Raw genomic sequence first — 25,105 nt, 5'->3', positions numbered from 1 at the left:
GTCAGCATGCTCTCCGGTCCCCGGCGCCGCTAGGCCGTGCAGGCTAGCCCCGGGCCCGTGACCGGTGTCTACTGAGGGAATGAGATCGTTCTGGAAAGGCGCGATCACCTTCGGACTCGTCAATGTGCCCGTCAAGGTGTACAGCGCGACCGAAGACCACGACGTGGCGCTGCACCAGGTGCACGACGCGGACGGCGGGCGCATCCGGTACCAGCGGCGGTGTGAGAAGTGCGGCCGCGTGGTCGACTACGCCCATATCGGCAAGGCCTGGGACAGCGGCGACAGGACGGTGATCATCTCGGATGAGGACCTGAGCCGGCTGCCGGCCGAGCGAAGCCACGAGATCGAGGTGGTCGAATTCGTGCCCAGCGAACAGCTCGACCCGATCATGTTCGAGCGCAGCTACTACCTCGAACCGGACGGGTCGTCGGCCAAGGCGTACGTGCTGCTGCGCCGGGCGCTCGAGGCCACGGATCGCACCGCGATCACGCGGTTCGCGCTGCGCCAGAAGACGCGCCTCGGGGCGCTCCGGGTGCGCGATGACGTCCTGCTGCTGCAATCACTGCTCTGGAGCGACGAGGTGAGGGACGCCCGCTTTCCCGCCCTCGACGAGCCGGTGCGCATCTCGGCCCAGGAACTCGAGCTCTCGGCCGCCCTCGTGGAATCGTTCGCCTCCGACTTCTCCCCGGAGGATTTCCGGGATGACTACCAGGACCAGCTGCGGGAACTCCTCGACGCGAAACTCGCGGCCGGGGACGCGGTGGACACCGAGGCCACCCTCGGCCGTCCGACCGGCGAGGAGGGCGGGGGAGAGGTCCTCGATCTGATGGAGGCCCTGCGCCGCAGCGTGGAGCGGAGCCGCAGCGGGCAGCAGGACCGTGGTTCGGAGCAGAAGAAGCCGGAACACGGACGGGCCCAAAAACGCGGGTCGGTCGGCTGACGGGATGGCGCAGACCGATCCGGCGGTGCCTCGGTAGACTCGGGATCGTGGCCGGGTCAGAGGGAACCAACGTCAGTACGAAGGTCATCACGCTGCCCAATCTGCTCAGCATGCTCCGACTGGCCCTGGTGCCGGTCTTCCTGGTCCTGCTGATCCAAGGTGAGGATGCCTGGGCTCTCCTCGTCCTGGCCGTCGCCAGCTTCACCGATTTCCTCGACGGTTTCCTGGCCAGGCGGTTCAGTCAGATCACCCGACTGGGACAACTGCTCGACCCCGCGGCCGACCGGTTGTACATCTTCGCCGCGCTGCTCGGGCTGGCCTCGCGCGACCTCGTGCCGTGGTGGATCGTGCTGGTCGTGGTGGGGCGGGACATCTTCCTGCTCGGGCTCGGCGTGATCCTGGCGAACTTCGGGTTCGGGCCCCTCCCGGTGCACCTGCTCGGCAAAGTGGCCACGTTCTGCCTCTTCTACGCCCTGCCCATGATCATGCTGGGCGAGGCCTTCCCGGCGGTGGCCTGGTGGTCGATGCCCGTGGGCTGGGCCTTCGGGCTGTGGGGAGCTTTTCTTTACTGGTGGGCGGGCATTATCTACGCAATCGAGACGGCCAGGGTGATTCGCCTTCCGCGGGTAAATCCGGCCCTCCGATCCGATACGCTGGAGGACTAGGAGGTGTACGGTGATTGATTCCAAAAAGACGAATGAACCCCAGCGCAAGGCTGCGCCGCAAAACTTTGCCAACACCGACACGACCATGACCTTCGGGCAGGAGTTCGCGGCGCAGTTGGCCGCGATCGACGGCGTAGTGACGGCCGAGGAGCAGGAAGCCATCGCGGCTCTGCCCTCAGGGTCCGCCCTGCTCGTGGTGCGTCGGGGTCCCAACGCCGGCGCGCGTTTCCTGCTGGACGCGGACGTGACGACGGTCGGTCGCCACCCCAACGCGGACATCTTCCTCGACGACGTCACCGTCTCGCGGCGGCATGCGGAATTCCTGCGGCACGGAACCGCCTTCGAGGTCAAGGACCTCGTCTCCCTCAACGGCACCTACTTCGACGGCGTGCGGATCGACTCCGCGCTGCTCCACGACGGAGCCGAAGTCCAGGTCGGCAAATTCCGCCTCACCTTCTACGCCTCCCGGCACGACCTCAAGCTCCTGGCGAGCGACTAGTGTCGGCGTCCTCCGCCCAGGCCAGAGCGCCGGGCGCGACGTCACTCTTGAGCATCGGACAGGTGCTGGCCCGGCTGACGCCGGAATTCCCGGACCTGACTCCGTCGAAGCTGCGGTTCCTCGAGGAACAGCGGCTGGTTTCGCCTGCCCGCACCGAATCCGGGTATCGCAAGTTCTGCGCGGGCGACCTGGATCGCCTCCGCCTGGTGCTCTCCATGCAACGGGACCACTACCTCCCGTTGAAGGTCATCCGCGCCTACCTCGACGATCTCGATGCCGGGCTGTCGCCGGTCCTCCCCGGCGGGGTGACGCCGGGCCCCTCGATGCTGACCACGGCGCGCCGGCTCAGCCGGGACGAGCTCGCTCGCGAGGCCGGGGCCTCCGCCTCCCTGCTCCACGACGCCGTGTCAGCGTCGATCATCCTGCCGGCCGACGTCTACGGCGACGATGCACTGAGTGTGCTCCGCGCCCTGGTGGAACTGCAACGCAGCGGCATCGAGCCTCGCCACCTCCGCAGTTTCCGCGGGGCGGCCGAACGCGAACTCGGCCTGATCGAGAGCGCCCTCGTTCCGCTGTCCCGTCGCAAGGACGCCTCCAGCCGCGCCAAGGCCGCCGAGATGGCGGTGGAAATCGCCGGACAGCTCGAGGTGATTCGCGGCAGCCTGATACGCTCCGCCCTGGGCCGACTGACCAAGTAAGTCCTACACTGGGCCTGACCCGACCTTTTCGGCCCGACACGCAAAGTGTTCGACCGGATGTCGTTGATCAGGGCCGCCCACCTCGGTAGCGTTGATCCAGCGATCATCTGCGTCGCAGTCCCACCCCGAGAGGCAAAACGTATGAGCGAGCTCCATCAGCGTGACGAGGGCTCTCGCTACAGCGAGGGTCTGCTCTTCACCGACGGGATGCCGGAGCTCGACGACAAATCGGGTTACCGCGGCGCTGTGGCGGCTCGGGCCGCCGGGATCAGTTACCGCCAACTGGACTACTGGGCCCGCACCGAACTGGTCCAGCCCACCGTGCGCGGCGCTGCCGGGTCCGGCACCCAACGTCTCTACGGATTCCGCGACATCCTGGTTCTGAAGCTGGTCAAACGACTGCTCGACACCGGAATCTCCCTCCAGCAGATTCGCACCGCCGTGAACCAGCTGCGCGAATCCGGCGTCAGCGACCTGGCCCAGACGACGCTCATGAGCGACGGGGCCAGCGTCTACCTGTGCACGTCCAACGACGAGGTCATCGACCTGGTCAGCCGCGGCCAGGGCGTCTTCGGCATCGCCGTCGGCAAGGTGCTCCGCGAGGTCGAGACGACCCTCGTCGAGCTGGACACCCAGGCGGTCGACCCCGCGGACGAACTCGCCGTCCGCCGTGGCAGCCGCAAGGTCTCTTGAGAACAGCCGAGACCAGCTGAGACCACCCGGCCGGCTCACGCCAGGCCGGTGCCCGCTCGGGCGCCGTCCTCAAGACAGGGCGCGCTCAGGTCAGCGCTGCTCCGCGTACTCGGCGATGCGGGCCGTGCGCAGAATCCGCTCCAGCAGCTGGTCGAAGTAGCGCGCCATCTCCTGGGCGCTGTCTCCGGGCCACGTGTGCAGCGGCTTCGCCGCGCCCTGAGCCTGCTGCAGGGAGGTGCGCTCGGGAAGCTGGGGGCTGAGCACGAGCGGACCGAACATGTCCCGCAGCTCCTTGATCCGGAACTGGTGTTCGAGGGAGGCGACTCGGGCCCGGTTGACGATGATGCCGAGCGGCTGGAGTCTGGGGCTGAGTCCGCGCCGGATCTCCTCGATCGCGCGCAGGGCGCGGTCGGCGGCGGCAACGGAAAAGAGGCCGGGTTCTGTCACTACGGCCACCCGGTCACTCGCTGCCCACGCCGTGCGCGTGAGCGCGTTCAGGGACGGGGCGCAGTCGATCAGCACCAGGTCGTAGTCCTTCTCGACCGTGGAGAGAGCCTCCTCGAGCTTCCAGATGTCCCGGATGCTGGGGTGCGGGCCGTCGAAGTTGATGGCGGACGGGCTGCCGATCATCACGTCGACGGTGCCGGGCCGGCCGCGGGTCCACCCGCTGGGAACGATGGCCGCGCGAACGACCTTTTCCTTGGGAGAGGCGAGCACATCGGCGATGTTGAGGTGGCCGGCGACCTCGATATCCATCCCCGTCGACACATCCGACTGTGGATCAATGTCCACAACCAGGGTTCGCACGCCGCGGGCGAAGGCAGCAGACGCCAGACCCAGGGTCACTGTGGTCTTGCCTACTCCTCCCTTGAGGGAGCTAACGCTTAGTACGTGCACAAGTAGATACGTTACCTTCACTAGTCTTGGAGAACCTAACCGTTGGCTGTGTGCGGCTCCGCGCTTGAGAGGTCCTGATGTTCACGAAAATCCTTGTTGCCAACCGCGGTGAAATCGCGATCAGGGCCTTCCGGGCCGCCTACGAGCTCGGCGCGAAAACGGTCGCGGTGTTCCCGTTCGAGGACCGCAACTCCCTGCACCGGCTGAAGGCCGACGAGGCGTACCAGATCGGCGAACCGGGTCACCCGGTGCGTGCCTACCTCACGGTGAGCGAGATCATCCGGGTGGCCAAGGAGAGCGGCGCCGACGCGATCTACCCCGGTTACGGCTTCCTGTCCGAGAACCCGGAGCTGGCCCTCGCCGCCCGGCAGGCCGGCATCACGTTCATCGGCCCGGGCGAGCATGTGCTCGAAATGGCCGGCAACAAGGTCACCGCCAAGGAGCACGCGATCGCCGCCGGGGTGCCCGTGCTCAAGTCCAGCGCGCCCTCCCGCGACGTCGACGAGCTGATCGCCGCGGCAGAGGAGATCGGCTTCCCGATCTTCGCGAAGGCCGTCGCGGGCGGCGGCGGGCGCGGCATGCGCCGGGTCGCCCAGATGAGCGAGCTGCGCGGGTCCCTCGAAGAGGCCATGCGCGAGGCGAACAGTGCCTTCGGCGACCCGACGATGTTCCTGGAGCAGGCGGTCCTCCGGCCCCGCCACATCGAGGTGCAGATCCTGGCCGACTCCACCGGCGAGACCGTGCACCTGTTCGAGCGGGACTGCTCCGTGCAGCGTCGCCACCAGAAAGTGATCGAGATCGCTCCCGCGCCGAACCTGTCCGACGAGATCCGCCAGCGGCTCTACGCCGACGCGGTCGCCTTCGCCCGGTCGATCGGCTACGTCAACGCCGGCACCGTCGAGTTCCTGCTCGACACGGTCGGCGAACGTGAGGGCCAGCACGTGTTCATCGAGATGAACCCGCGCATCCAGGTCGAGCACACCGTGACGGAAGAGGTGACGGATGTCGACCTCGTGCAGTCCCAGATCCGCATCGCGGCGGGCGAGAGCCTTCGCGACCTCGAACTGACCCAGGACAAGATCCAGCTTCGCGGGGCCGCGCTGCAGTGCCGCATCACGACGGAGGACCCGACCATGGGTTTCCGCCCGGACACCGGCAAGATCACCACGTACCGCTCGCCCGGCGGCGCCGGGATCCGGCTCGACGGCGGCACGATCAACCCCGGCGCCCACATCAGCCCCCACTTCGACTCGATGCTCGCCAAGCTCACCTGCCGTGGCCGTGACTTCCCGTCCGCGGTCACCCGCTCCAAGCGCGCCCTGGCCGAGTTCCGCATCCGCGGCGTGTCCACGAACGTCTCGTTCCTGCAGGCCGTCCTCGACGACCCCGACTTCGCGGCCGGCAACCTCAGCACCTCCTTCATCGACGAGCGGCCGGAGCTCCTGCGCGGTCGGGCATCCAAGGACCGCGGGACCAAGATCCTGAACTGGCTCGCCGACGTCACGGTGAACAAGCCCAACGGGGTGCCGATCACCCTGCTGAACCCGGCCGAGAAGCTGCCGAAGCTCGACCTGGCCGAGCCGGCACCTTCCGGCTCGCGCCAGCGACTCCAGCTGCTGGGCCCGGCCGGCTTTGCCGCCGCGTTGCGCGCCCAGACGGCCCTGGCCGTGACCGACACCACGTTCCGCGACGCTCACCAGTCGCTGCTGGCGACCCGGGTGCGCACCCGCGATCTCGTCGCCGTGGCGCCCTACGTGGCACGGATGACCCCGCAGCTACTTTCGGTCGAGGCCTGGGGCGGCGCCACCTACGACGTGGCCCTGCGTTTCCTCGGCGAAGACCCGTGGGAGCGGCTCGCGTCGTTGCGGGAGGCTCTGCCCAACATCAACCTGCAGATGCTGCTGCGCGGGCGGAACACGGTCGGATACACGCCGTACCCGACCGAGGTGACCGACGCTTTCGTGCGGGAGGCCGCCGCGACCGGTGTCGACATCTTCCGCATCTTCGACGCCCTCAACGACGTCTCCCAGATGCGCCCGGCCATCGATGCCGTGCTCGCGACCGGATCATCCGTCGCCGAGGTCGCGCTCTGTTACACCGGCGACCTGCTCGACCCGGCGGAGAAGCTGTACACCCTCGACTACTACCTGCGGCTCGCCGAGCAGATCGTCGAGTCGGGCGCGCACGTCCTCGCGATCAAGGACATGGCCGGCCTGCTCCGGCCCGCGGCCGCGGAGAAGCTCGTCACCGCTCTCCGGGACCGGTTCGACCTCCCGGTCCATGTGCACACCCACGACACCCCGGGCGGCCAGCTGGCCACCCTGCTGGCGGCGGCACGCGCCGGCGCCGACGCGGTCGACGTGGCCAGCGCCCCGATGGCCGGCACCACCAGCCAGCCCTCGGCATCCTCTCTCGTCGCCGCGCTGGCCCATACCGAACGCGACACTGGCATCTCGCTCAAGGCCGTCTGTGACCTCGAACCGTACTGGGAAGACGTGCGCCGGGTCTACCACCCCTTCGAATCGGGCCTGCGGGCGCCGACCGGGCGGGTGTACACCCACGAGATCCCGGGCGGGCAGCTGTCCAACCTGCGCACGCAAGCGGTCGCCCTCGGCCTCGCCGACGACTTCGAACTGATCGAGGACATGTACGCCGCGGCCAACGACATCCTCGGCCGCGTGCCCAAGGTGACGCCGTCGTCCAAGGTGGTCGGCGACCTCGCCCTCTACCTGGCCGCGGTGCGCGCCGACCCCGCCGACTTCGCGGAGAACCCCGGCAACTACGACGTGCCCGACTCGGTCATCGGCTTCATGGCGGGGGAGCTGGGTGACCTGCCCGGCGGCTGGCCGGAGCCCTTTCGCAGCAAGGTGCTCGCCGGACGCACCGTCCGCATCGGCGTGACCGAGCTGACCGCGGACGAGCGCGGCGCCCTGAACGGCGACAGCCTCACCCGCCGCGCCATGCTCAACCAGCTGCTGTTCCCCGCTCCGACCAGGCAGTTCGAGCAGATCCGCGAACTGTTCGGCGACCTCTCCGTACTGGACACCGTCGACTACCTCAACGGGCTGCAGCAGGGCGTCGAGCATGCCGTCGAAATCGACAAGGGCGTGCGACTCTACGTCGGCCTCGAGGCCATCGGCGAGCCGGATGAGAAGGGCATGCGCACGGTCATGACGACCCTGAACGGCCAGCTGCGCCCGGTGTTCGTGCGTGACCGCAGCATCACCGTCAGCAGCAAGGCGGCGGAGAAGGCGGATGCGAACCGGCCGGGCCAGATCGCCGCGCCGTTCTCCGGAGTGGTGACCCTCAAGGTCGAGGAAGGCGCCTTCGTCGAGGCCGGTGAGAGTGTCGCCTCGATCGAGGCCATGAAGATGGAGGCCGCGATCACCTCGCCCATCGCGGGCGTCGTCGAGCGCGTCGCGATCCCGAAAACGCAGCAGGTCGACGCGGGGGATCTGCTCGTGGTGGTGCTGCCGCGCTAAGATTGGGGCCGATCTCCGACGAAGGGGCTGATCTTTTGTCCGAAAAGCGCACAGGCGCCGAGGGTTCCGGTCGGGAACCCTCGGCCGTGCCGCTCACCCAGCCGGGTGACGAGTACCACAGCGAGCTGCCGCCGCACACGATCGTGAACCTCGCGGCCGCTCTGCCGGCCTCGGCGCCGGTTGCCGCCCGCAGGGGACCTGTCGGCCTGTCCCGTCCCGCCGACGCACCCAGCCACCCGACGACCCACACGATCGAAATCAGCACCCCGGCCGTGCCCCGTGCCGAGCGCTCCTCGGCGGCCGTCACCGGCGCCGTGCGGGCCCTGTCCGCACCCGCCGCCGAGACCGCGACCCAGCAAACCCGCCGTGACCGGCTCCGCCCCGAAACGAGCTCCTCGCCCGAATCCGCCGCGATGCTCACCTCCGACCGCCTGCTGGCGGTCAACCGGCGCACCAAGCCGCCGCCCCGCGGCGCCTGGAACACCTTCGTCTTCGCGGCGACCCTGCACCTGGTGAACCTGGGCGATTCCGCCCGGGTGCGGGCGCAGAAGGAACTCGACGACCGCATCCGCAAGGAGTTCGACGGCGGCACCCGCTTCGTCCCGATCCTGACCCGCAAGGGCGGCGTGGGCAAGACGACGGTCACCGCACTCCTCGGCATGGCCCTGGCGGATGCCCGTGAAGACCGGATCATCGCCGTCGACGCCAACCCGGACCGGGGCACGCTCTCCGAGCGCGTGACCAAGCAGACGCGTTCCACCGTGCGCGACGTGGTCACGAAGGCCGCATCCATCGGCGGCTTCACCGACTTCTCCGCCCTGGTGTCCCGGGACGCCACCCGGCTCGACATCCTCGCGTCCGACACCGACCCGCTCCTGTCGGAGGCCTTCGACGAGGACGACTACAACGTCGTCGCCGACCTGGCCGCCCGGTACTACTCGATCATGCTCACCGACTGCGGCACGGGAATCGTGCACTCCGTGATGCGGGCGACCCTGCAGCGTGCCGATTCGATCGTCATTGTGTCCGGCGGCAGCGTCGACGAGGCCCGGCTGGCCTCGGAAACCCTGACCTGGCTCGAGGCGAACGGCTACGGCGACCTGGTGCAGAACGCCATCGTCGCGCTCAATACGGCGACCCAGGGCACCAACCTGGTCAAGCTCGAGGAGATCGAGTCGCACTTCCGGTCCCGGGTGCGGGAGATCGTGCGGATCCCCTGGGACCCGCAGCTGGCCGCGGGAAGTGTCATCTCGTTCGACGATCTGAAGCCGATCACGCGGCTCGCCGCCCGCACCCTGGCCGCCATGGTCGTGGAAGGCCTTCCGGCCGACCGCGGCGTGTGATCGCCACGGGCTGCTCTTCCCTCGCCCCTTGCATCCCCTGTACCAACGACTTGGAGTTCCACTGTGCCTGAGCGCCAGATCCGTCTCTTCGGAGATCCCGTCCTGAAGACCGTCTCCGACCCGATCGTCACCATCGACTCCCGGGTGGAGAGCCTGGTCGAGGACCTGCTCGACAGCGTGCTCCTGCCCGGGCGGGCGGGGGTCGCGGCGTCACAGATCGGCGTCAACCTGCGGGCGTTCAGCTACAACATCGACGGCAAGATCGGGTACATCCTGAACCCGGTCCTGGTCGAGGTCTCCGGCGAGCCCGAACTCGTGGAGGAGGGCTGCCTCTCCGTGCCCGGCCTGTGGTACCCGACCCGGCGCTACCCGTTCGCCCGGGTGACCGGTGTGGACCTGGACGGGGACGCCGTCGAACTCTCCGGCACCGGCATCATGGCGCAGGCGCTGCAGCACGAAACCGACCACCTCGACGGCTTCCTCTACCTCGACCGCCTCGACAAGGAGAACCGCCGGGCGGCCATGAAGGAAGTCCGCGAGTCCACCTGGTTCTGATCGATGCCGGTCGGGTCCGGGCGGACCCGACCAGAACGTGTCCGGCTACCCGGCCTGGCTGTACACCTAGCCCTTGACCGGGGTCGTCCCGGTCACCGGGGCGCCGATATACATGGCCTCGATGGTGTCGGCGAAGTCCCGCAGGATGATGTCCCGCTTGATGCTGAGCTTCGGCGTGAGATAACCGTTGTCCTCGGTGAGCTCCGTCGAGAGCACCGTGAACTTACGGATCGACTCGGCCCGGGACACATGGTCGTTGGCGTGGTCGATCGCTCGCTGCACCTCGGCGAGAACCTTGGTGTTGACGGATGCCTCGGCGACCGACATGCCCGCATCCTCGCCGTTGTTGTTCAGCCAGACCGCAAGCATGTCCGGGTCGAGGGTGACGAGAGCGGCGATGAACGGCTTGCGATCGCCGACGACGACGACCTGGCCGATCAGCGGGTTCGAACGAATGGGGTCCTCGAGCGCGGCCGGGGCGACGTTCTTGCCACCCGCCGTGACGATGATCTCCTTCTTGCGCCCGGTGATGGTCAGGTAACCCTCACTGTCGAAGTCGCCGATGTCACCGGTGCGGAGCCATCCGTCGTTGAAGGTGGCCGCGGTCGCCTCCGGGTTCTTCCAATACTCCTTGAAGACGTTGACGCCCTTGACCTCGATCTCGCCGTCGTCCATGACCCGAACGGAGACGCCGGGCAGGGGCGGCCCCACGGTTCCGATCTTGAACTGGGCGGGGCGGCCCACGGTGGTTGGGGCGGTGGTCTCGGTCAGCCCGTAGCCTTCGAGGATCTTGATGCCCAGGCTGTGGTAGAAGTGGCCGAGGTGCATGCCGAGGGGGGCCGAACCGGACACGGCGTACTTCACGTTCCCGCCCATGGCGGCGCGCAGCTTGCTGTAGACGAGCCGGTCGAACAGGGTGAACCGGATCTTCATCATCAGGGGAACGGGCTTGCCCGCGTTGACCAGCATCGAGTGGTCGACGGCCGTTTGGGCCGCGGTCTCGAAGATCCTGCCGCGCCCGGCGGCGAGCGCCTTCTGTTCGGCGGAGTTGTAGACCTTCTCGAAGACCCGGGGCACCGCGAGCAGGAAGGTCGGTTTGAACGTGCCGAGGGATTCGAGCAGCTTCTTGGTGTCGGGCTGGTGGCCCACGCGCACACCGGCGTGCACGCAGAGCACGGAGATGAACCGGGCGAAGACGTGCGCGGTGGTGATGAACAGGAGCGTCGACGCGCCATGCTCGTCGGTGAGCACCTCGTCCAGCGCGACGGCCGCGTTGCGGCTGGTCTCGACGAAGTTGGCGTGGGTGAGCACGCAACCCTTGGGCCGGCCGGTGGAACCGGACGTGTAGATCAGGGTGGCCATGTCGGCGCCCACCGCGAGGGAGCGGCGTCGCTCGATTTCCTCGTCCGGCACGTCGACCCCGGCAGCCCCGAGCTTGTCGAGGTCGCCGAGATTGATCTGCCAGACGCGCTGCACGCTGGGGAGCTCGGGGTGCACCTCATCGAGGCGGGAGAAGTGCTCCGGGGTTTCCACGATCACGGCGACGGCGTCGGAATCGCCCAGGATCCACTGGATCTGGGTGGGGGAGCTGGTCTCATAGACGGGGACGAGCACGGCGCCGGCGAACCAGGCGGCGAAGTCGATCAGCGTCCACTCGTAGCGGGTCTTGCACATCAGCCCGATCTTGTCGCCGGGCTGGATGCCGGCGGCGACGAGGCCCTTGGCCAGGGCGATGACCTGTCCGTAGAACTGGCTGGTGGTCACCGGGAGCCAGGCGCCGTTCTGCGGCAGGGAGAACAGCACGGACTCCGGGGTTGCCGCGAGGCGGTCGACGAGCAGGTCGGTGACGTTGGCTGCGGGATCCGCAGGAACGATTGCGGGCAGATCGAACTGTTTCACGGTAACTCCTCTGGTACCGGGCGGGCATTTCCGACCACTCTATCCGCGTGGGACGAATGAGGCTGGTGTTTCGCCGTGCGGTGTGTTGACTCAGTACACTCTAAAGGGCATGCTTCGGCACTGCCGCTCGCTCGGGGGCCTGATTCCCCTGTTCCCCCTACGAAAGAAGAATGCTGTGCACGCCATTGGGATTGACATCGGCGGCACAAAAATCGCCGCGGCTCTCGTTGACGAGTCCGGTTCGATCATCCGTTCGGACCGTCGTCCGACGACCGCGAGCGATCCGCGCGGCATCGAGGATGCCGTCGTCGAGATGATCACGGAACTCGCCGCCGGTGAAGAGGTCGTCGCCGCCGGCATCGCCGCGGCCGGCTTCATCGACGCTGCCCAGTCCACCGTGTATTACGGGCCCAACGTCAATTGGCGCCACGAGCCGCTTAGAGCCACGCTCGAGGCGCGGCTCGACATGCCGATCCTGATCGAGAACGATGCGAACGCCGCGGGCTGGGCGGAATTCGTCTTCGGCGCCGGTCGCGGCTACAGCGATATGGTGACGCTCACCATCGGCACCGGCGTCGGCGGCGCGATCATCTCCGGCCACCGGCTCTTCCGCGGCGGCTTCGGCTGCGCGGCGGAGCTCGGGCACCTGCGAGTGGTGCCGAATGGGCGACTGTGCGGCTGCGGCGCGCACGGCTGTATCGAACAGTACGGCTCGGGCCGGGCCCTGCTCCGCATCGCCACCGAGCTGGCTGACGCCGGCGGAATCGGTCTCGGGCTCGCCGCCGCGCGGGAGCGCAAGGGCAAGCTCACCGGCAAGGAGGTCGGCCGGCTGATCCAGGAGGGCGACAACGGCGCCCTCGCCGCCCTGCGTCAGCTCGGCGGGTCCCTCGGCCAGGCGTGCGCCAGTCTCGCGGCCGTGCTCGACCCGCAGTTGTTCGTCTTCGGCGGCGGAGTCGCCGCTGCCGGTGAACTGTTGCTGGAGCCGATCCGCGCCGCGTACCTCGAAAACCTGCCGGCCCGGGGCTATCACCCCGAGGCGGAATTCGCCATCGCCCAACTCGTCAACGACGCCGGTGTCGTGGGCGCGGCCGACCTCGCGCGGAAACACGTCTTCGCGCAGTAGGCTGTGCCGGTCACCGAGGGAGGCAACGATGTTCTACTGGTTCATGAAAAACATTGTCATCGGCCCTCTGCTGCTGGCGATCTTCCGGCCCTGGGTGGTCGGTCTCGAGAACATCCCCAAAGAGGGCGGTGTCATCCTCGCGAGCAATCACCTGTCGTTCATCGACTCGGTTTTCCTCCCGCTGGTCGTACCCCGGCGGGTTGTCTTCCTGGCGAAAAGCGAGTACTTCACCGGCAAGGGACTCAATGGCTGGGCCACGCGCCAGTTCTTCAAGGCGACCGGCCAACTGCCGATCGACCGGTCCGGCGGCAAGGCGTCAGAGGATTCCCTGAACACCGGGCTGCGCATCCTCTCCGGCGGCGGCGTGCTCGGCATCTACCCGGAGGGAACCCGCAGCCCCGATGCCCGGATGTATCGGGGCCGCACGGGCGTTGCCCGGATGCTGCTCGAAGCCGAGGTGCCCGTGGTGCCCGTCGCGATGATCGACACGGAGAAGGCCATGCCCACCGGCACGCGCATCCCCAAGGTGCGCCGGATCGGCATCGTGATCGGCAAGCCCCTGGACTTCACCCGGTTCGCCGGCATGGAGGGTGACCGCTTCGTGCTCCGCTCCGTGACCGACGAGTTGATGTACGAGCTGCAGGCGCTGAGCAAGCAGGAGTACGTGGACGTGTATGCGACCAGCGTGAAGGAAAAGCGCGCGAGCCTTTCGCGATAAGATCGCTCCATTGCCTTGTGGCCGATTCCGGCCACCAAAGCCATCGTTCGGTGCGGAGTTGTGCGCGCCGGCCCAGAGAAAACAGGAATAGCCGCGTGGTAGACCCAACCGAACCAGTCGTCGTCGCAGATCGATCTGTGGTTGCCGGCCTGGACTATTGGCGCACTCTTCCGATCAAGCAGCAGCCGACCTGGCCGGATGCGGACGCGGTCGCCGCCGCGTCCGCCGAGCTGTCCGCGCAGCCGCCGCTGGTGTTCGCCGGTGAGGTCGACATCCTGCGGGATCGCCTCGCGGAGGCCGCCAGCGGCCACGCGTTCCTGCTCCAGGGCGGGGACTGTGCCGAGACCTTCAGCGGCGCGACCGCCGAGCAGATCCGCAACCGCGTCAAGACCGTGCTGCAGATGGCCGTCGTCCTGACGTACGGCGCCTCGATGCCCGTGATCAAGATGGGGCGGATGGCCGGCCAGTTCGCCAAGCCCCGCTCCAGTGACTTCGAAACCCGCGGCGGCGTCACCCTGCCCGCCTACCGCGGCGACATCGTCAACGGCTACGATTTCACCCCCGAATCGCGCGAGGCCGACCCGGCCCGCCTGGTCAAGGGCTACCACACCGCGGCATCCACCCTCAATCTGATCCGCGCCTTCACCCAGGGCGGTTTCGCAGACCTGCGCCAGGTGCACAGCTGGAACCAGGGCTTCGCCGCGAACCCGGCGAACCAGCGCTACGAGAAGGTGGCCAAGGAGATCGACCGTGCGATCAAGTTCATGATCGCCTGCGGGGCCGACTTCGAGGCGATGCGCCGCACCGAGTTCTACACCAGCCACGAGGGCCTGCTGATGGACTACGAGCGCCCGATGACCCGGATCGACTCCCGCACGGGCACGCCGTACAACACCTCGGCCCACTTCATCTGGATCGGCGAACGCACCCGCGACCTCGACGGCGCCCACGTGGACTTCCTCTCCCGGGTGCGGAACCCGATCGGGGTCAAGCTCGGCCCGACCACCTCCGCCGACGACATGCTGCGCCTGGTCGACAAGCTCGACCCCAACCGCGAGCCCGGCCGCCTCACTTTCATCACCCGGATGGGCGCCGGCAAGGTCAGGGATGCCCTTCCGCCCCTGCTCGAGGCGATCAAGGCGAGCGAGGCCAAGCCGCTGTGGGTCGCCGACCCGATGCACGGCAACGGCGTCACGACCCCCACCGGCTACAAGACCCGTCGCTTCGACGACGTCGTCGACGAGGTGCGCGGCTTCTTCGAGGCGCATCGCAGCGTCGGGACGCACCCGGGCGGCGTGCACGTGGAACTCACCGGCGACGACGTCACCGAGTGCCTCGGCGGTTCGGAGCACATCGACGAGGCCGCGCTGGCCACCCGGTATGAGTCGCTCTGCGACCCGCGCCTGAACCACATGCAGTCTCTGGAACTGGCCTTCCTGGTCGCCGAGGAACTCGCCGCCCGCTAGTCCCACCCCAACGCCGCGGCGCCACAGTGCCCGTTCCGGTCGAGAGTACCCGTTCAGCCGGGCACTCTCGACCGGAACGGGTGCTCTCGTTTGCCTGCGAACCGACCGGCTATGGCCGGTCCCGGACCCGCATCCACCGGTCCTGAGGCCGGAGTCGGCGAACGAATTCGACGGATATATCGCTCTAAAAAGGCACTTTTGGCCGGTTTCGGGCCGATTCGGGCAGAATCTCCGTCGAATTGGTTCAGGGCGGGCGGAGCAAGCGGCCGAGAACCGCGCCGGCTCGGCGGTGCGAGCGGTGCGAGCGGTGCGAGCGGTGCGAGCGGGCGGTGCGAGCGGTGCGAGCGGTGCGAGCGGGCGGACGGACCGTGAGGGCGAGCGGGCGGGTGACGAGGGGGAGAAGCCAGCAGGCTAGGCCAGGGAGCCAGCCAGGCTGATCGTTGATCCCTTGGGGGCCAGTGTGCCGGCCGCGGGGTCCGTCGACTGCACGACGATCGCGAAGCCGGGAGTGTCCCAGAGCGCGTTGTACTTGAGCTTGAAGCCCAGGTCGGTGAGGATCTTCTTGCCCTCGCCCCACGACTTGCCGACGACGTTGGGGACCTCGACCGGGGCCGGCCCCTTCGACGTGGTCAGCGTGAACGTGTCGCCCGCGCGCACCGGGCCGTCCTTGGTGGGGCGGGCGCTGATGACGTCACCGTCGGCGACCGAGTCGCTGAATTCCTCCCCGCCGGCGGTGACGAGCAGTCCCTTGTCGCCGAGGGCTGCCGTCGCGTCGTCGACCGACTTGCCCGACACGTCGGGTACGGCGCCGAGTGAGAGCACGAGGTTGACGTTCATACCCTCGAAGTAGCCTCCGCCCGGGGAGACGTCGCCGCCATCGCTTTCGCGGCTCGCGGAGATGACGAGGCCCGCATCGACGTCGGCGTCGAAAACGGAATCCGTGCTGCCGATCGCGGCCTTGAGGTCGGTGACGGCGGCGGTCGCGGCCTCCTGCGTGAGTCCGGCCAGCGCCGGAAGCGTGATGGGCTGCGGACCCTGGGAAACGCGGAGGGTCACCGTGCTGCCCTTGGCGATCCGGGTGCCCGGCTCCGGGTCGGTGCTGGAAACGAGGCCGGCGGCGATCGTGCCGCTGTATTCCACGTCGCGCGCGGCTTCCAGGCCGAGTTCGGCCAGTTGGGAGGTCGCATCCTCCGGGCTGGCCGAGGTGAGGCTCGGCACCGGAACCTGTGACCCGGGGCCGCTGCCGAAGTACCAGCCGCCGCCGCCGGCGAGGGCGGCGAGCAGCAGGACCAGCGTGAACAGCCAGTAACCCTTGCGCTTGCGCTTGCGGGCCTTGTCGGTCAAGACGACGGTGTTCGCCGGGCCGGAATCACCGGCCGAGGGGAATGCGGAGGCGTTATGGGGAGCCCCGGCCGCCGCGAGCACCGTGGTAGCGGCGAGCGGCGCCGCCCCGAGGATCTGAGTGTCGGCGTCGGCCACTCCGGCGGCCATGCCGGCCCCGCGGGGCATCACCATGGTCTCCGCCTGCCCGGACCCGGTCGCCGCGGGGCGCACCAGTTTGTCCAGATCGAGCAGCTGGTCGAGCATGACCCGGGCATCACGGGGGCGCTGCTCCGGGTCGCGGGCGGTGGCCCAGAGCACCAGCTCGTCGAGCTCGTGTGGAATCGTCGGAATCCGCGTGCTCGGCATGGGGACCGTGTCATTGGCGTGCTGGTACGCGATCTGCATGGGCGCCTCGCCCACGTACGGCTGCTCTCCGGTGAGCATCTCGTAGGTCATGATGCCGAGGGCGTAGATGTCGCTGCGGGCGTCCGCGATTCCCCGGGTGACCAGCTCGGGGGAGAGGTAGGCGATGGTGCCGAGCAGGGCCTGGCCGGTGGCGGTGTTGTTGTTGACGGCGCGGGCCAGGCCGAAGTCGCCGATCTTGATTCGGCCGTCGTCGGCCAGTAGCACGTTCTCCGGCTTGAGGTCGCGGTGCACGATCCCGGCCTTGTGCGCGGCTGCGAGCCCGCTCAGTACTGCCTCGAGGATGTCCATGGTCTGCTCGCTGGTGAGCCGTCCGTAGTCTTTGAGCAGGTCACGCAGGGTGATGCCCGGTAGATACTCCATCACCAGGTAGGCCATGTCGGCGTCCTGGCCCTGGTCGTACACGTTCACCACGTTCGGGTGCGCGAGCCGTGCGGCGGAACGGGCTTCCTGCACGAAGCGGGCCTTGAACGTATTGTCGTCAGCCAGATGTCCGTGCATGATCTTGAGCGCTACACGGCGTTCCAGTCTCAGGTCGGTGGCGACGTAGACGGTGGCCATGCCGCCGCGGGCGATCCGGGAGCGCACCTGATAGCGGCCGTCTATCAGACGGCCGATCATCGGATCGGCAGAGGTATCGCTCACTAGTCGAGTCTAGGGATCGTCCGGGGCCTCGGGCTGCCAGGACACCCGGTAGTCAGGGTTTTGGGGGGATGTTCCGGGTCAGCCGAGCTCGGCCAGCCAGGCCCGTGCGGATGTCTCCCACTTGGCGTAGTGGTCGGGGTAGGCCGAGATCTGCACGGCCTGGGCCGCCTGGGTCACGGTCATCGATTCCCAGCCGGCGATGTCGAGCAGACCGCGGGTGACGCCCGCGTTCGGGTTTCCGTCCCCGCCGAAGAAGGCGAGGCTGGCCCGAACGGGGTCCAGTACCTGCTCGGTCGTGCCCCAGCCCGAACTCGGGCGCTGTTGGAACAGCCCGAGAGAGTCCCGGTCGCCGTAGGCCACGTTCCGGAGGCCCGATTCCTGGGCGGCGGCAGCCAGGGCCACGACGAGGCCCGAGTCGCTGACTCCCGCCTGGCGACCGACGAGGATGATCGTCTCCGCGTTGCGGCGCATGTCATCGGTGAGCGGCGTCACCACGCCGAAGATCGCCGTCGGCTCCGGCAGGGTCGGGGCCGACGGCGCCACGGCTTCGAGCGGGAGCGCCGACGCCGACGCCGACACCGACGGGGACGACGAGAAGGGGACGGCCAGGACCTGGCCGGGATAAATGATGCTGGACCAGCCCAGGCCGTTGGCGTCGAGGACCGCCTGCACCGACACGCCCGCCGCGGCAGCGATGGCCCCGATGGTGTCGCCGGCCGCGATGGTGTGCGAGCCCGGAGCCGTGGCGGCGGTGGCCGAAGGCGGGGGAGCGGCCACGGTGGCGGGCGCTGCCTCGCCGGGTCCGGGCAGCACGATCGCCTGGCCGGGGAAGATGGTGCTGTTGCCGTCGAGGCCGTTGGCGCTGAGGACGGCGCCGGTGGAGAGACCGTGCGCGGCGGCGACGCTGCTGATGGTGTCCCCGTCCCGGATCGAGTACTTCGCGATGTCGGCCGGGGCCGGTGCGGAAGCTGCCGGCTTCGCCTGGCCGAGGATCAGCGTCTGACCGGGGAAGATGCTGGCGGACCAGCCCAGGCCGTTGAGGGCGAGCACGGATGCCGTGGACAGCCCGAACCGACCGGCGACGCCGCTCACGGTGTCACCTTCGACCACCTGGTACTGGCCGGGGGCGGCCACGCCGGAGGTGCCGGGGGCCTGCCGCGCGAGGTCGGCGGGCGGCGAGGGCAGGTTGCTCCTGCTCTTGACGGGCTTCTTCGCCAGGGTCGCCGCGTCCGCGGGCGACGCCAGGTTCAGGCTGATCGCGATGGTGCTGATCAGAACGAGGGGAACGGTAGCCAGGATGCCCAGTCCCCGGCGGGTGCCGGACGATGCCTGGCGGTGCCGGCCTTCGGCGGGCGACGGCGTCGCGTTGGTGCTGATCCTGCTGGCTTTTGCCGACATGGGACTCCTCGTCCTGATTGCGTGCCCAGTCACGCTGACACAGATGACTATTAGAGTCAAACAGTGTGGCCCCTGTTATGGGCGTCAACACGCGCAAAAAACCGGCGCGGGGTTTGTCGAGTCCTGGGAATCATGGGAGGCTGGAACCGTGACCGAATCGTTTTCAGATCAACTGTGGCTGTCCATTCCCGACCTCGTACGGGAGCTCGGCGTCAGCCAGAGCCGCGTACGCCAGCTGATCGATGACAGGCAACTGCTCGCGGTCCGGCGGGACGGCGGCCCGCTCCAGGTTCCGGCCGCGTTCATCAAGGACGGCGCGCCGCTGCCCGAGCTGCGCGGAACGCTGATCGTGCTCGCGGACGACGGCTTCACCGACGAGCAGGCCATGGACTGGCTCCTCGAGGTCGACGCCAGCCTCGGAGTTCCCCCGATCCAGGCGCTGCTGGCCGGCCGCAAGGCCGAGGTGCGACGCGTCGCCCAGGCCCTCGCCTGACCCCTTTGTTTCTCTGACCCGGCCGGGTCAGAAGGCGCGCCGGGTCACCGTTTCCGCCAGCTCGACCAGGCGGCCGGTGACCTCGGCGCTGATCGGTGATCCCTCGAGGGCGGCGAGGGCCTCGGCGACGTGGGAGGCGATCAGATCCTCGATCGCTTCGACGGCGCCGCTGTCCGTGATGGCGGCCTGCAGCAGCGCGATCTGGGCGGGCTCCAGCAGGGAATCCCCGAGGAGCGCGTCCAGGTGCCGCCGGCCTGCGTCGGGCATGGCCTCGCGGGCCAGTGCGATCAGGACCGTGCGCTTTCCCTCGCGCAGGTCGTCGCCGCTCGGCTTGCCGGTCACGGATGCGTCCCCGAAGACCCCGAGGAGGTCGTCGCGCAGCTGGAACGCGATGCCCAGCGGCAGCCCGAAAGCCCGCAGGGCGTCCAGGTGATCCCGTCCGGCGCCGGCCAGGGCCGCGCCGATGACGAGGGGTGCCTGCACGCTGTACTTGGCGGACTTGAAGACGATGACCCGCAACGCCCGATCGAACAGCTCGGCTTCGGGCTGGGTCAGCCAGGCTCGCTCTTCGAGAATGTCGAGGTACTGGCCGGCGGTGACCTCGGTGCGCATCCGGTTGAATTCGTCCCGCGCGTTCCGGGCGGCCGACGAATCCGGCGCGAGCTCCAGACCCTCGTCGAGCAGCTCGTCGCTCCAGCCCAGGAGGAGGTCGCCCAGCAGGATGGCAGCGGCCCGGCCGAACTCGAACCGGCTGCCCGCCCAGCCGTTGTCGCTGTGCATCCCCTCGAAGAGTTTGTGGGCCGAGGCGGCTCCTCGACGGGTGTCCGAATTGTCGATGATGTCATCGTGCACCAGTGCGGCGGCGTGGAAGATCTCCAGGGCCGCGGCGGCGGAAATGACCGCTCCGATCCGGCCCTCGTCCGGCACGGATGCGCCGGTCCCGGGGCCCCCCGCGCCGGTGCCGACACTCTGCCAGCCCCAGTAGCAGAACAGGGCCCGGAAGCGCTTGCCACCGCTGAGAAACTGCCGTGAGAAGTCCACCAGGGGCGTCAGATCCGGGCTGATGCTGGTCACAATTGGTTGACGGGTTTTGAGGAAATCGTCGATGCGAGAATGAACCAGATCGATCAGTTGATTGCTTTCAGCCACCTGCCTAGCCTAGCCATCCCGGCGGGGTTAGAATCGGGGAGTAAACCGCTCGATCCCAAATAGGAGGAATGAGATGCCGCTTTCTGAACAAGAGCAGCGACTCCTCGAAGAGATGGAGCGCGGCCTATACCACAACGACGCCGACTTCGTGGCGAACGTCGGAGGCTCATCCCTCCGGCCCAACTACCGCTCGATCGCTATCGGAGTTCTGGCTGCCGTCGCCGGAATCGGTGGCTTGATCGCCGGTGTGGCCCTGCAGCAGTTGTGGATCGGCATCTTGGGCTTCGTGGTCATGTTCGCCGGCGTCCTGATCGCGACCACCCCGGGCAAGTCGGGCCGCCGCATGACCGGTCCTCCCCGTCGCCAGCCGACGCAGCGCACCGCCGACCGCGGATTCATGGACCGCATGAACGACCGCTGGGACCGCCGCCAGGACGGCCAGCAGTAACACCAACCGCAGCAACGCCAACCGCAGCAACACAAACCGCAGAGAACAATCGGGCCGATCATCTGATCGGCCCTTTTTTTGTGCCCGAAAACGGCCCGGGGATGGCGGGACCGGTGCTCAATGACAATTTTCCCTCCACCGGACCAGCCCAGTGTTTGTGCGGGTCAGTGGGGAAAATATCTCGAGTTTTCTCGGTTATTTCCGACTTTGTGGATGAAAGTGGAGTAAAGTGGAGCAAGACCTGGAACTTGGCCGGAAGAGAAGGGGTGATGAATGTTTCTCGGGACCTACGCACCCAAGCTCGACGAAAAGGGGCGCATCATCCTCCCCGCGAAGTTCCGCGACGAGTTGGCCACCGGGATCGTCATGACCCGTGGGCAGGAGAACTGCCTCTACGTCTTCACGACGCGCGAGTTCGAGGCGTTCCACGAGAAGCTCAGCCAGGCACCGCTCACGAGCAAGCCCGCCCGTGACTACGCCCGTGTGATGCTGTCGGGTGCGAGCGCCGAGATGCCGGACAAGCAGAACCGGGTGACCATCCCGGCCCACCTGCGCAGCTTCGCCGGACTCGACCGCGAGCTCACGGTCATCGGTGCGGGCACCCGGGTCGAAATCTGGGACAGCGCGGCGTGGGAGACCTACCTCGCCGAACAAGAAGCCTCATTCGCAAACATCACGGAGGAGGTGATTCCGGGACTCATCTAGCTCCTGGCGCCTGACTCCCAGCCGTTCTGCCTGACACACTTCCCCGGTGGCAGGAACGAATGGATGGGGATCAGGACTCAGGGTCTGACCCGGATTATGGCCATCAACGACATCCACACCCCAGTACTGCTCGAACGCTGCGTCGAGTTGCTCGGCCCGGCGCTGGAGCGCCCCGGCGCGGTCCTCGTCGACGCCACCCTCGGCATGGGCGGGCACGCCGAGGCGTTCCTGCAGCGCTTCCCCGGGCTGACCCTGGTCGGACTCGACCGGGACCTCGACGCCCTGGCCATCGCCGAGGAGCGGCTGAAGCCGTTCCGCGACCGGATCCACCTCGTGCACACCATCTACGACGGCATCCAGGACGCCCTGGCCGGCCTCGGCATCACGGAGGTGTCCGGTGTGCTCTTCGACCTGGGCGTGTCCTCCCTGCAGCTCGACCGGGTCGAGCGCGGGTTCTCCTACTCCAAGGACGCGCCCCTGGACATGCGCATGGACAACACCAGCGACCTGACCGCCGAGCGCATCCTCGCCACCTACAGCGAGCAGGAACTGCGCCGGATCTTCCACGAGTACGGCGAAGAGAAACTGGCCGCACGCTACGCCAAGGCCATCGTCGAAGCTCGGGAAACGACGCCGTTCGTGCGCTCCGCCCAGTTGGTCGCCGTCATCACCGCCGTCACCCCGGTCGTCGTCCAGCGCGCCGGCCACCCGGCGAAACGGGTCTTTCAGGCGCTGCGCATCGAGGTGAACCAGGAACTCGCCGTGCTCGAACGCGCGATCCCGGCGTCGCTCGATGCGGTCTCCGTCGGCGGCCGCATCGTCGTCATGGCCTACCAGTCCCTCGAAGACCGGATCGTCAAGAAACTGCTGGCCAAGGCCTCCAGCTCCAGCGCCCCGGCCGGCCTCCCGGTCGAGCTGCCCGAACACAAACCACTATTCAAGCTTCTGATCCGCGGCGCCGAAATGGCCTCGGAAGACGAAAAAGCGATGAACCCGCGTGCCACGTCGGTTCGACTTCGCGCCGCCGAGCGACTGAGGAGAGCAGCATGAGCGACAACCTCGCACGCGCACCACGACCGAACTGGGCGACCGAGCCCGCCGCCGCGGTGGAGGAACGCCGCCACATCGAGATCGTGTCCTCGAGCAGCCAGCGCCGGGCCCGACCGAAGATCGTCTACGCCCTCTCCGCCGTCACCGGCGTCTCACTGATCGTGCTCGCCCAACTGCTCCTCAGCGTCGGGATCTCCCAGTCCGCCTACGAGGTCTCCCGGCTCCAGGCCAGCCAGGTCGAACTCGGGCGCACCGCGGAGAGCGTGACCGAAGACCTCGTGCGGTCGTCCTCGCCGCAGAGCCTCGCGGCCAACGCGGAGGCCCTCGGTATGGTCAGCAACTCCAACCCGGTCTACCTCCGGCTGTCCGACGGCGCCGTGCTCGGCGCTCCGGCCTCGGCCGCCGGCAGCCAGGGCGGCGCCGCCAGCCTGGTGCCCAACTCCCTCCTCGCCGGGGTGCCTCTCGTGACCCAGCTGCCGCAGGGCAGCGGCCAGGGTGCCAGCGTGGGCGGCTCGGTGGCCCCGGCCCCGGCCGCCGCGCCTGCCGCAGCTCCGGTCGCCTCGACGGCCACGCCGAACGGACTGCCGACGCCCGCGACCCGGTAACGGTTAGGCTGTTCCGGACCGCGGTCTCGTTCCAGCACGCTCGCCCGCCGCTCACCTCCAGAACCCGCCAAACCAGTGGCCCCGGCCGCAGTAAGGACTCACAGGTGGCGAGCAGCACCCGGTCAGGCAGACGGCGCATCGCAGTGACGGTCGTGCTGTTGTTCGCATTCGTCGCCGTGTTCGTGGTCCGGCTGGTGGACATCCAGATCGTGCGCGCCGACACGCTCAACGCCGACTCGCTCGGCAACCGATCGGTCGAGCAACCCGTCTACGGCTCCCGCGGCGACATCGTCGACGCCAACGGCGTGGTCCTGGCCGGCACGGTCATGCGCTACAACATCACCCTGTCGCCACGGAACGCGGCCGAATTCGAACGCACCACCGACGCCGGCAAGGTGACCGTGACCGTCGCCCAGGCCGCGGCCGAGGTCGGCGCCCTCACCGGGCAGTCCGGGGACGCCATCCTCAAGATCATCGCCGACGCCCTCGCCGAGAACAAGGACTCCGACTACGCCTTCGTCGCCCGCGCGGTGGACGTCTCGGTCTTCCGGGCCATCGACAAGCTCGAGATTCCGTGGATGTACGCCGAGAAGAATCCCAGCCGGGTCTACCCCGACGGCGCCGTCGCCGGCAACCTGGTCGGGTTCGTGTCGTCCGTGGGGGAGGCGCAGGCCGGGCTCGAGCTCGGCCAGGACGCCTGCCTGGCCAGCAGCAACGGGATCGAGACCTACGAGAAGGGCGCCGACGGTGTTCGCCTGCCGCAGAGCACGGTGACCACCAGGCAGGCCGAGAACGGCGGCGACGTCGTCACCACGATCGACTCCGACCTGCAGTGGTACGTGCAGCAGGTGCTGGCCAAGCAGGCCATCGCGACCGGGGCGGCGTGGGGCAACGTCGTCGTGCAGGAAGTGAAGACCGGCAAGCTGGTGGCTGTGGCGGACTACCCCTCGGTGGACCCCAACAACGTCAACGGCACCCCGAACCCCGACGACCGCGGGTCGCGGGCGTTCACGGCCTCCTTCGAACCGGGCTCGACGTTCAAGGCACTCACCGCGGCATCCGTGCTCGATGCGGGCGTGGCCACGCCGTACAGCAAGGTCGTCGCGCCCTACCGGTACCTCCCGGCGAACGGTGCCAACGTGAACGATAGCTCCGGCCACGCCGACCTGAACCTCACCCTGACCGGCGTGCTGATCGAATCCTCCAATACCGGGATGTCCAAGTTCGGCGAGATGATCAGCGATGAGCAGCGCTACGACTACATGACCAAATTCGGGATCGGCGCGGTCACCGAATCGGGCTTCCTCGCCGAGGACTCCGGCATCCTGCACCCGTGGCAGGACTGGGACAACCAGACCAAGTACGCGACCATGTTCGGGCAGGGTCTGACGACCACGGCACTGCAGGTGTCCAGCATCTACCAGACGATCGGCAACAACGGGGTACGCATGCCCGTGCAGCTGGTGGCGGGCTGCCGGCACGCCGACGGCACCATGACCGAGGTCCCGCCGACGACCGGGACACCGGTGATCTCGGCCACCGCCGCGCGCGACACCGCCGACATGCTCGAGATGGTCTACCAGAAGGGCTGGCTGGCCGCGAAGTGGAACATTCCCGGCTACCGCGTGGCCGCCAAGACTGGCACGGCGCAGATGCCGGACGGGCAGGGAGGGTACACCAAGGGGTACCTGGTGTCGGTCTCCGGCTTCGCCCCGGCCGACGATCCGCAGTACGTCGTGTCCGTCAGCCTCGCCGATCCTGTTAAACTGAACTCTTCGGCGGCATCTGCTCCGGTCTTCCAGGAGGTCATGAGCCAGGTGCTGAAGAAGTACCGGGCGGTTCCATCGGGCGCCACCGCGCCTGCCCTTCCCGGTACCTGGTAAGAAAG

General features: G+C 68.2%; 22 protein-coding genes. 17 read left to right on the top strand and 5 right to left on the bottom strand.

Annotated features, from left to right (window positions below):
• The first annotated feature begins 79 nt into the window (after positions 1–79).
• The 5 genes from E3T24_RS08220 to E3T24_RS08200 all read left to right on the top strand — a co-directional run bounded on the left by E3T24_RS08220 (position 80) and on the right by E3T24_RS08200 (position 3,495).
• Positions 80–940 carry a Ku protein gene (locus E3T24_RS08220; RefSeq protein WP_134367451.1) on the top strand — a complete coding sequence of 287 codons (861 nt, stop codon included), beginning with the start codon at positions 80–82 and terminating at the stop codon, positions 938–940.
• Positions 941–987: 47 nt separating this feature from the next.
• Positions 988–1,605 carry a CDP-alcohol phosphatidyltransferase family protein gene (locus tag E3T24_RS08215; RefSeq protein ID WP_255572881.1) on the top strand — a complete coding sequence of 206 codons (618 nt, stop codon included), beginning with the start codon at positions 988–990 and terminating at the stop codon, positions 1,603–1,605.
• 85 nt (positions 1,606–1,690) lie between these two features.
• Positions 1,691–2,104, top strand: a complete 414-nt coding sequence (locus E3T24_RS08210) for an FHA domain-containing protein (protein ID WP_134367520.1) — start codon at positions 1,691–1,693, stop codon at positions 2,102–2,104.
• Positions 2,104–2,802 carry a MerR family transcriptional regulator gene (locus tag E3T24_RS08205; protein WP_134367449.1) on the top strand — a complete coding sequence of 233 codons (699 nt, stop codon included), beginning with the start codon at positions 2,104–2,106 and terminating at the stop codon, positions 2,800–2,802. The genes E3T24_RS08210 and E3T24_RS08205 overlap by 1 nt, the downstream gene beginning before the upstream one ends.
• A 141-nt stretch (positions 2,803–2,943) precedes the next feature.
• The gene (locus tag E3T24_RS08200) at positions 2,944–3,495 is read left to right on the top strand and encodes a MerR family transcriptional regulator (protein WP_134367447.1); all 552 of its coding nucleotides are present in this window, start codon (positions 2,944–2,946) and stop codon (positions 3,493–3,495) included.
• Positions 3,496–3,585: 90 nt separating this feature from the next.
• On the opposite strand, the gene E3T24_RS08195 is transcribed toward E3T24_RS08200, so the two are convergent.
• Positions 3,586–4,392 (bottom strand): ParA family protein, encoded by an 807-nt coding sequence (locus E3T24_RS08195; protein ID WP_134367518.1) that lies wholly within the window; start codon positions 4,390–4,392, stop codon positions 3,586–3,588.
• 77 nt (positions 4,393–4,469) lie between these two features.
• Here E3T24_RS08195 and E3T24_RS08190 point away from each other — a divergent pair, with 77 nt between their 5' ends.
• The 3 genes from E3T24_RS08190 (at position 4,470) to def (ending at position 9,772) form a co-directional block, all read left to right on the top strand.
• Positions 4,470–7,874, top strand: coding sequence for a pyruvate carboxylase (locus tag E3T24_RS08190; protein WP_134367446.1), 3,405 nt, complete (start codon positions 4,470–4,472; stop codon positions 7,872–7,874).
• Positions 7,875–7,960: 86 nt separating this feature from the next.
• Positions 7,961–9,217: a MinD/ParA family protein gene (locus E3T24_RS08185; RefSeq protein ID WP_241978654.1), complete on the top strand. Its 1,257-nt coding sequence runs from the start codon at positions 7,961–7,963 to the stop codon at positions 9,215–9,217.
• A 63-nt stretch (positions 9,218–9,280) separates the two neighbouring features.
• Positions 9,281–9,772, top strand: coding sequence for a peptide deformylase (def, locus tag E3T24_RS08180; RefSeq protein ID WP_134367444.1), 492 nt, complete (start codon positions 9,281–9,283; stop codon positions 9,770–9,772).
• Between the two features lie 66 nt (positions 9,773–9,838).
• Here the strand turns inward: def and E3T24_RS08175 are convergent, their stop codons facing one another.
• On the bottom strand, positions 9,839–11,671 hold the full coding sequence (locus E3T24_RS08175; RefSeq protein WP_134367442.1) for an AMP-dependent synthetase/ligase: 1,833 nt from the start codon (positions 11,669–11,671) through the stop codon (positions 9,839–9,841).
• A gap of 175 nt (positions 11,672–11,846) precedes the next feature.
• On the opposite strand from E3T24_RS08175, the gene E3T24_RS08170 reads away from it, so the two are divergent.
• The 3 genes from E3T24_RS08170 to E3T24_RS08160 all read left to right on the top strand — a co-directional run bounded on the left by E3T24_RS08170 (position 11,847) and on the right by E3T24_RS08160 (position 14,978).
• Positions 11,847–12,794, top strand: a complete 948-nt coding sequence (locus E3T24_RS08170) for an ROK family glucokinase (RefSeq protein ID WP_134367440.1) — start codon at positions 11,847–11,849, stop codon at positions 12,792–12,794.
• Positions 12,795–12,822: 28 nt separating this feature from the next.
• On the top strand, positions 12,823–13,512 hold the full coding sequence (locus tag E3T24_RS08165) for a lysophospholipid acyltransferase family protein (protein ID WP_134367438.1): 690 nt from the start codon (positions 12,823–12,825) through the stop codon (positions 13,510–13,512).
• A 137-nt stretch (positions 13,513–13,649) separates the two neighbouring features.
• On the top strand, positions 13,650–14,978 hold the full coding sequence (locus tag E3T24_RS08160) for a 3-deoxy-7-phosphoheptulonate synthase class II (RefSeq protein ID WP_134367514.1): 1,329 nt from the start codon (positions 13,650–13,652) through the stop codon (positions 14,976–14,978).
• Between the two features lie 411 nt (positions 14,979–15,389).
• Here the strand turns inward: E3T24_RS08160 and pknB are convergent, their stop codons facing one another.
• A complete protein-coding gene (gene pknB / locus E3T24_RS08155) occupies positions 15,390–17,369 on the bottom strand; it encodes a Stk1 family PASTA domain-containing Ser/Thr kinase (protein ID WP_134367436.1) in 1,980 nt (659 codons plus the stop codon).
• Positions 17,370–17,447: 78 nt separating this feature from the next.
• The gene (locus E3T24_RS08150; RefSeq protein WP_134367434.1) at positions 17,448–18,767 is read right to left on the bottom strand and encodes a LysM peptidoglycan-binding domain-containing protein; all 1,320 of its coding nucleotides are present in this window, start codon (positions 18,765–18,767) and stop codon (positions 17,448–17,450) included.
• A gap of 148 nt (positions 18,768–18,915) precedes the next feature.
• Here E3T24_RS08150 and E3T24_RS08145 point away from each other — a divergent pair, with 148 nt between their 5' ends.
• Positions 18,916–19,260 (top strand): Rv2175c family DNA-binding protein, encoded by a 345-nt coding sequence (locus tag E3T24_RS08145; protein ID WP_134367432.1) that lies wholly within the window; start codon positions 18,916–18,918, stop codon positions 19,258–19,260.
• Between the two features lie 27 nt (positions 19,261–19,287).
• On the opposite strand, the gene E3T24_RS08140 is transcribed toward E3T24_RS08145, so the two are convergent.
• Positions 19,288–20,409, bottom strand: coding sequence for a polyprenyl synthetase family protein (locus E3T24_RS08140; RefSeq protein WP_134411320.1), 1,122 nt, complete (start codon positions 20,407–20,409; stop codon positions 19,288–19,290).
• A gap of 73 nt (positions 20,410–20,482) precedes the next feature.
• On the opposite strand from E3T24_RS08140, the gene E3T24_RS08135 reads away from it, so the two are divergent.
• The 5 genes from E3T24_RS08135 (at position 20,483) to E3T24_RS08115 (ending at position 25,100) form a co-directional block, all read left to right on the top strand.
• Positions 20,483–20,857, top strand: coding sequence for a DUF3040 domain-containing protein (locus tag E3T24_RS08135; protein ID WP_134367428.1), 375 nt, complete (start codon positions 20,483–20,485; stop codon positions 20,855–20,857).
• A 273-nt stretch (positions 20,858–21,130) separates the two neighbouring features.
• Positions 21,131–21,562, top strand: coding sequence for a division/cell wall cluster transcriptional repressor MraZ (gene mraZ / locus E3T24_RS08130; protein ID WP_134367427.1), 432 nt, complete (start codon positions 21,131–21,133; stop codon positions 21,560–21,562).
• 96 nt (positions 21,563–21,658) lie between these two features.
• On the top strand, positions 21,659–22,612 hold the full coding sequence (rsmH, locus tag E3T24_RS08125; RefSeq protein WP_134367513.1) for a 16S rRNA (cytosine(1402)-N(4))-methyltransferase RsmH: 954 nt from the start codon (positions 21,659–21,661) through the stop codon (positions 22,610–22,612).
• Complete coding sequence (locus tag E3T24_RS08120; protein WP_134367425.1) at positions 22,609–23,217, top strand: hypothetical protein; 609 nt, start codon at positions 22,609–22,611, stop codon at positions 23,215–23,217. The genes rsmH and E3T24_RS08120 overlap by 4 nt, the downstream gene beginning before the upstream one ends.
• A 104-nt stretch (positions 23,218–23,321) precedes the next feature.
• Positions 23,322–25,100 carry a penicillin-binding protein 2 gene (locus tag E3T24_RS08115; protein WP_241975795.1) on the top strand — a complete coding sequence of 593 codons (1,779 nt, stop codon included), beginning with the start codon at positions 23,322–23,324 and terminating at the stop codon, positions 25,098–25,100.
• Positions 25,101–25,105: the final 5 nt, after the last annotated feature.

This window comes from Cryobacterium sp. TmT2-59 (assembly GCF_004403545.1).
Lineage (GTDB): Bacteria > Actinomycetota > Actinomycetes > Actinomycetales > Microbacteriaceae > Cryobacterium > Cryobacterium shii.
This window is presented reverse-complemented; position numbering and strand designations above follow the sequence as displayed.

What these genes read in the sequence shown, in the direction of transcription:
- rsmH (WP_134367513.1), top strand. Translation starts at nt 21,659, where the DNA reads ATGGCCATCAACGACATCCACACCCCAGTACTGCTCGAACGCTGCGTC.
- E3T24_RS08210 (WP_134367520.1), top strand. Translation starts at nt 1,691, where the DNA reads ATGACCTTCGGGCAGGAGTTCGCGGCGCAGTTGGCCGCGATCGACGGC.
- E3T24_RS08120 (WP_134367425.1), top strand. Translation starts at nt 22,609, where the DNA reads ATGAGCGACAACCTCGCACGCGCACCACGACCGAACTGGGCGACCGAG.
- E3T24_RS08165 (WP_134367438.1), top strand. Translation starts at nt 12,823, where the DNA reads ATGTTCTACTGGTTCATGAAAAACATTGTCATCGGCCCTCTGCTGCTG.
- E3T24_RS08135 (WP_134367428.1), top strand. Translation starts at nt 20,483, where the DNA reads ATGCCGCTTTCTGAACAAGAGCAGCGACTCCTCGAAGAGATGGAGCGC.
- E3T24_RS08150 (WP_134367434.1), bottom strand. Translation starts at nt 18,767, where the DNA reads ATGTCGGCAAAAGCCAGCAGGATCAGCACCAACGCGACGCCGTCGCCC.
- E3T24_RS08190 (WP_134367446.1), top strand. Translation starts at nt 4,470, where the DNA reads ATGTTCACGAAAATCCTTGTTGCCAACCGCGGTGAAATCGCGATCAGG.
- mraZ (WP_134367427.1), top strand. Translation starts at nt 21,131, where the DNA reads ATGTTTCTCGGGACCTACGCACCCAAGCTCGACGAAAAGGGGCGCATC.
- E3T24_RS08220 (WP_134367451.1), top strand. Translation starts at nt 80, where the DNA reads ATGAGATCGTTCTGGAAAGGCGCGATCACCTTCGGACTCGTCAATGTG.
- E3T24_RS08200 (WP_134367447.1), top strand. Translation starts at nt 2,944, where the DNA reads ATGAGCGAGCTCCATCAGCGTGACGAGGGCTCTCGCTACAGCGAGGGT.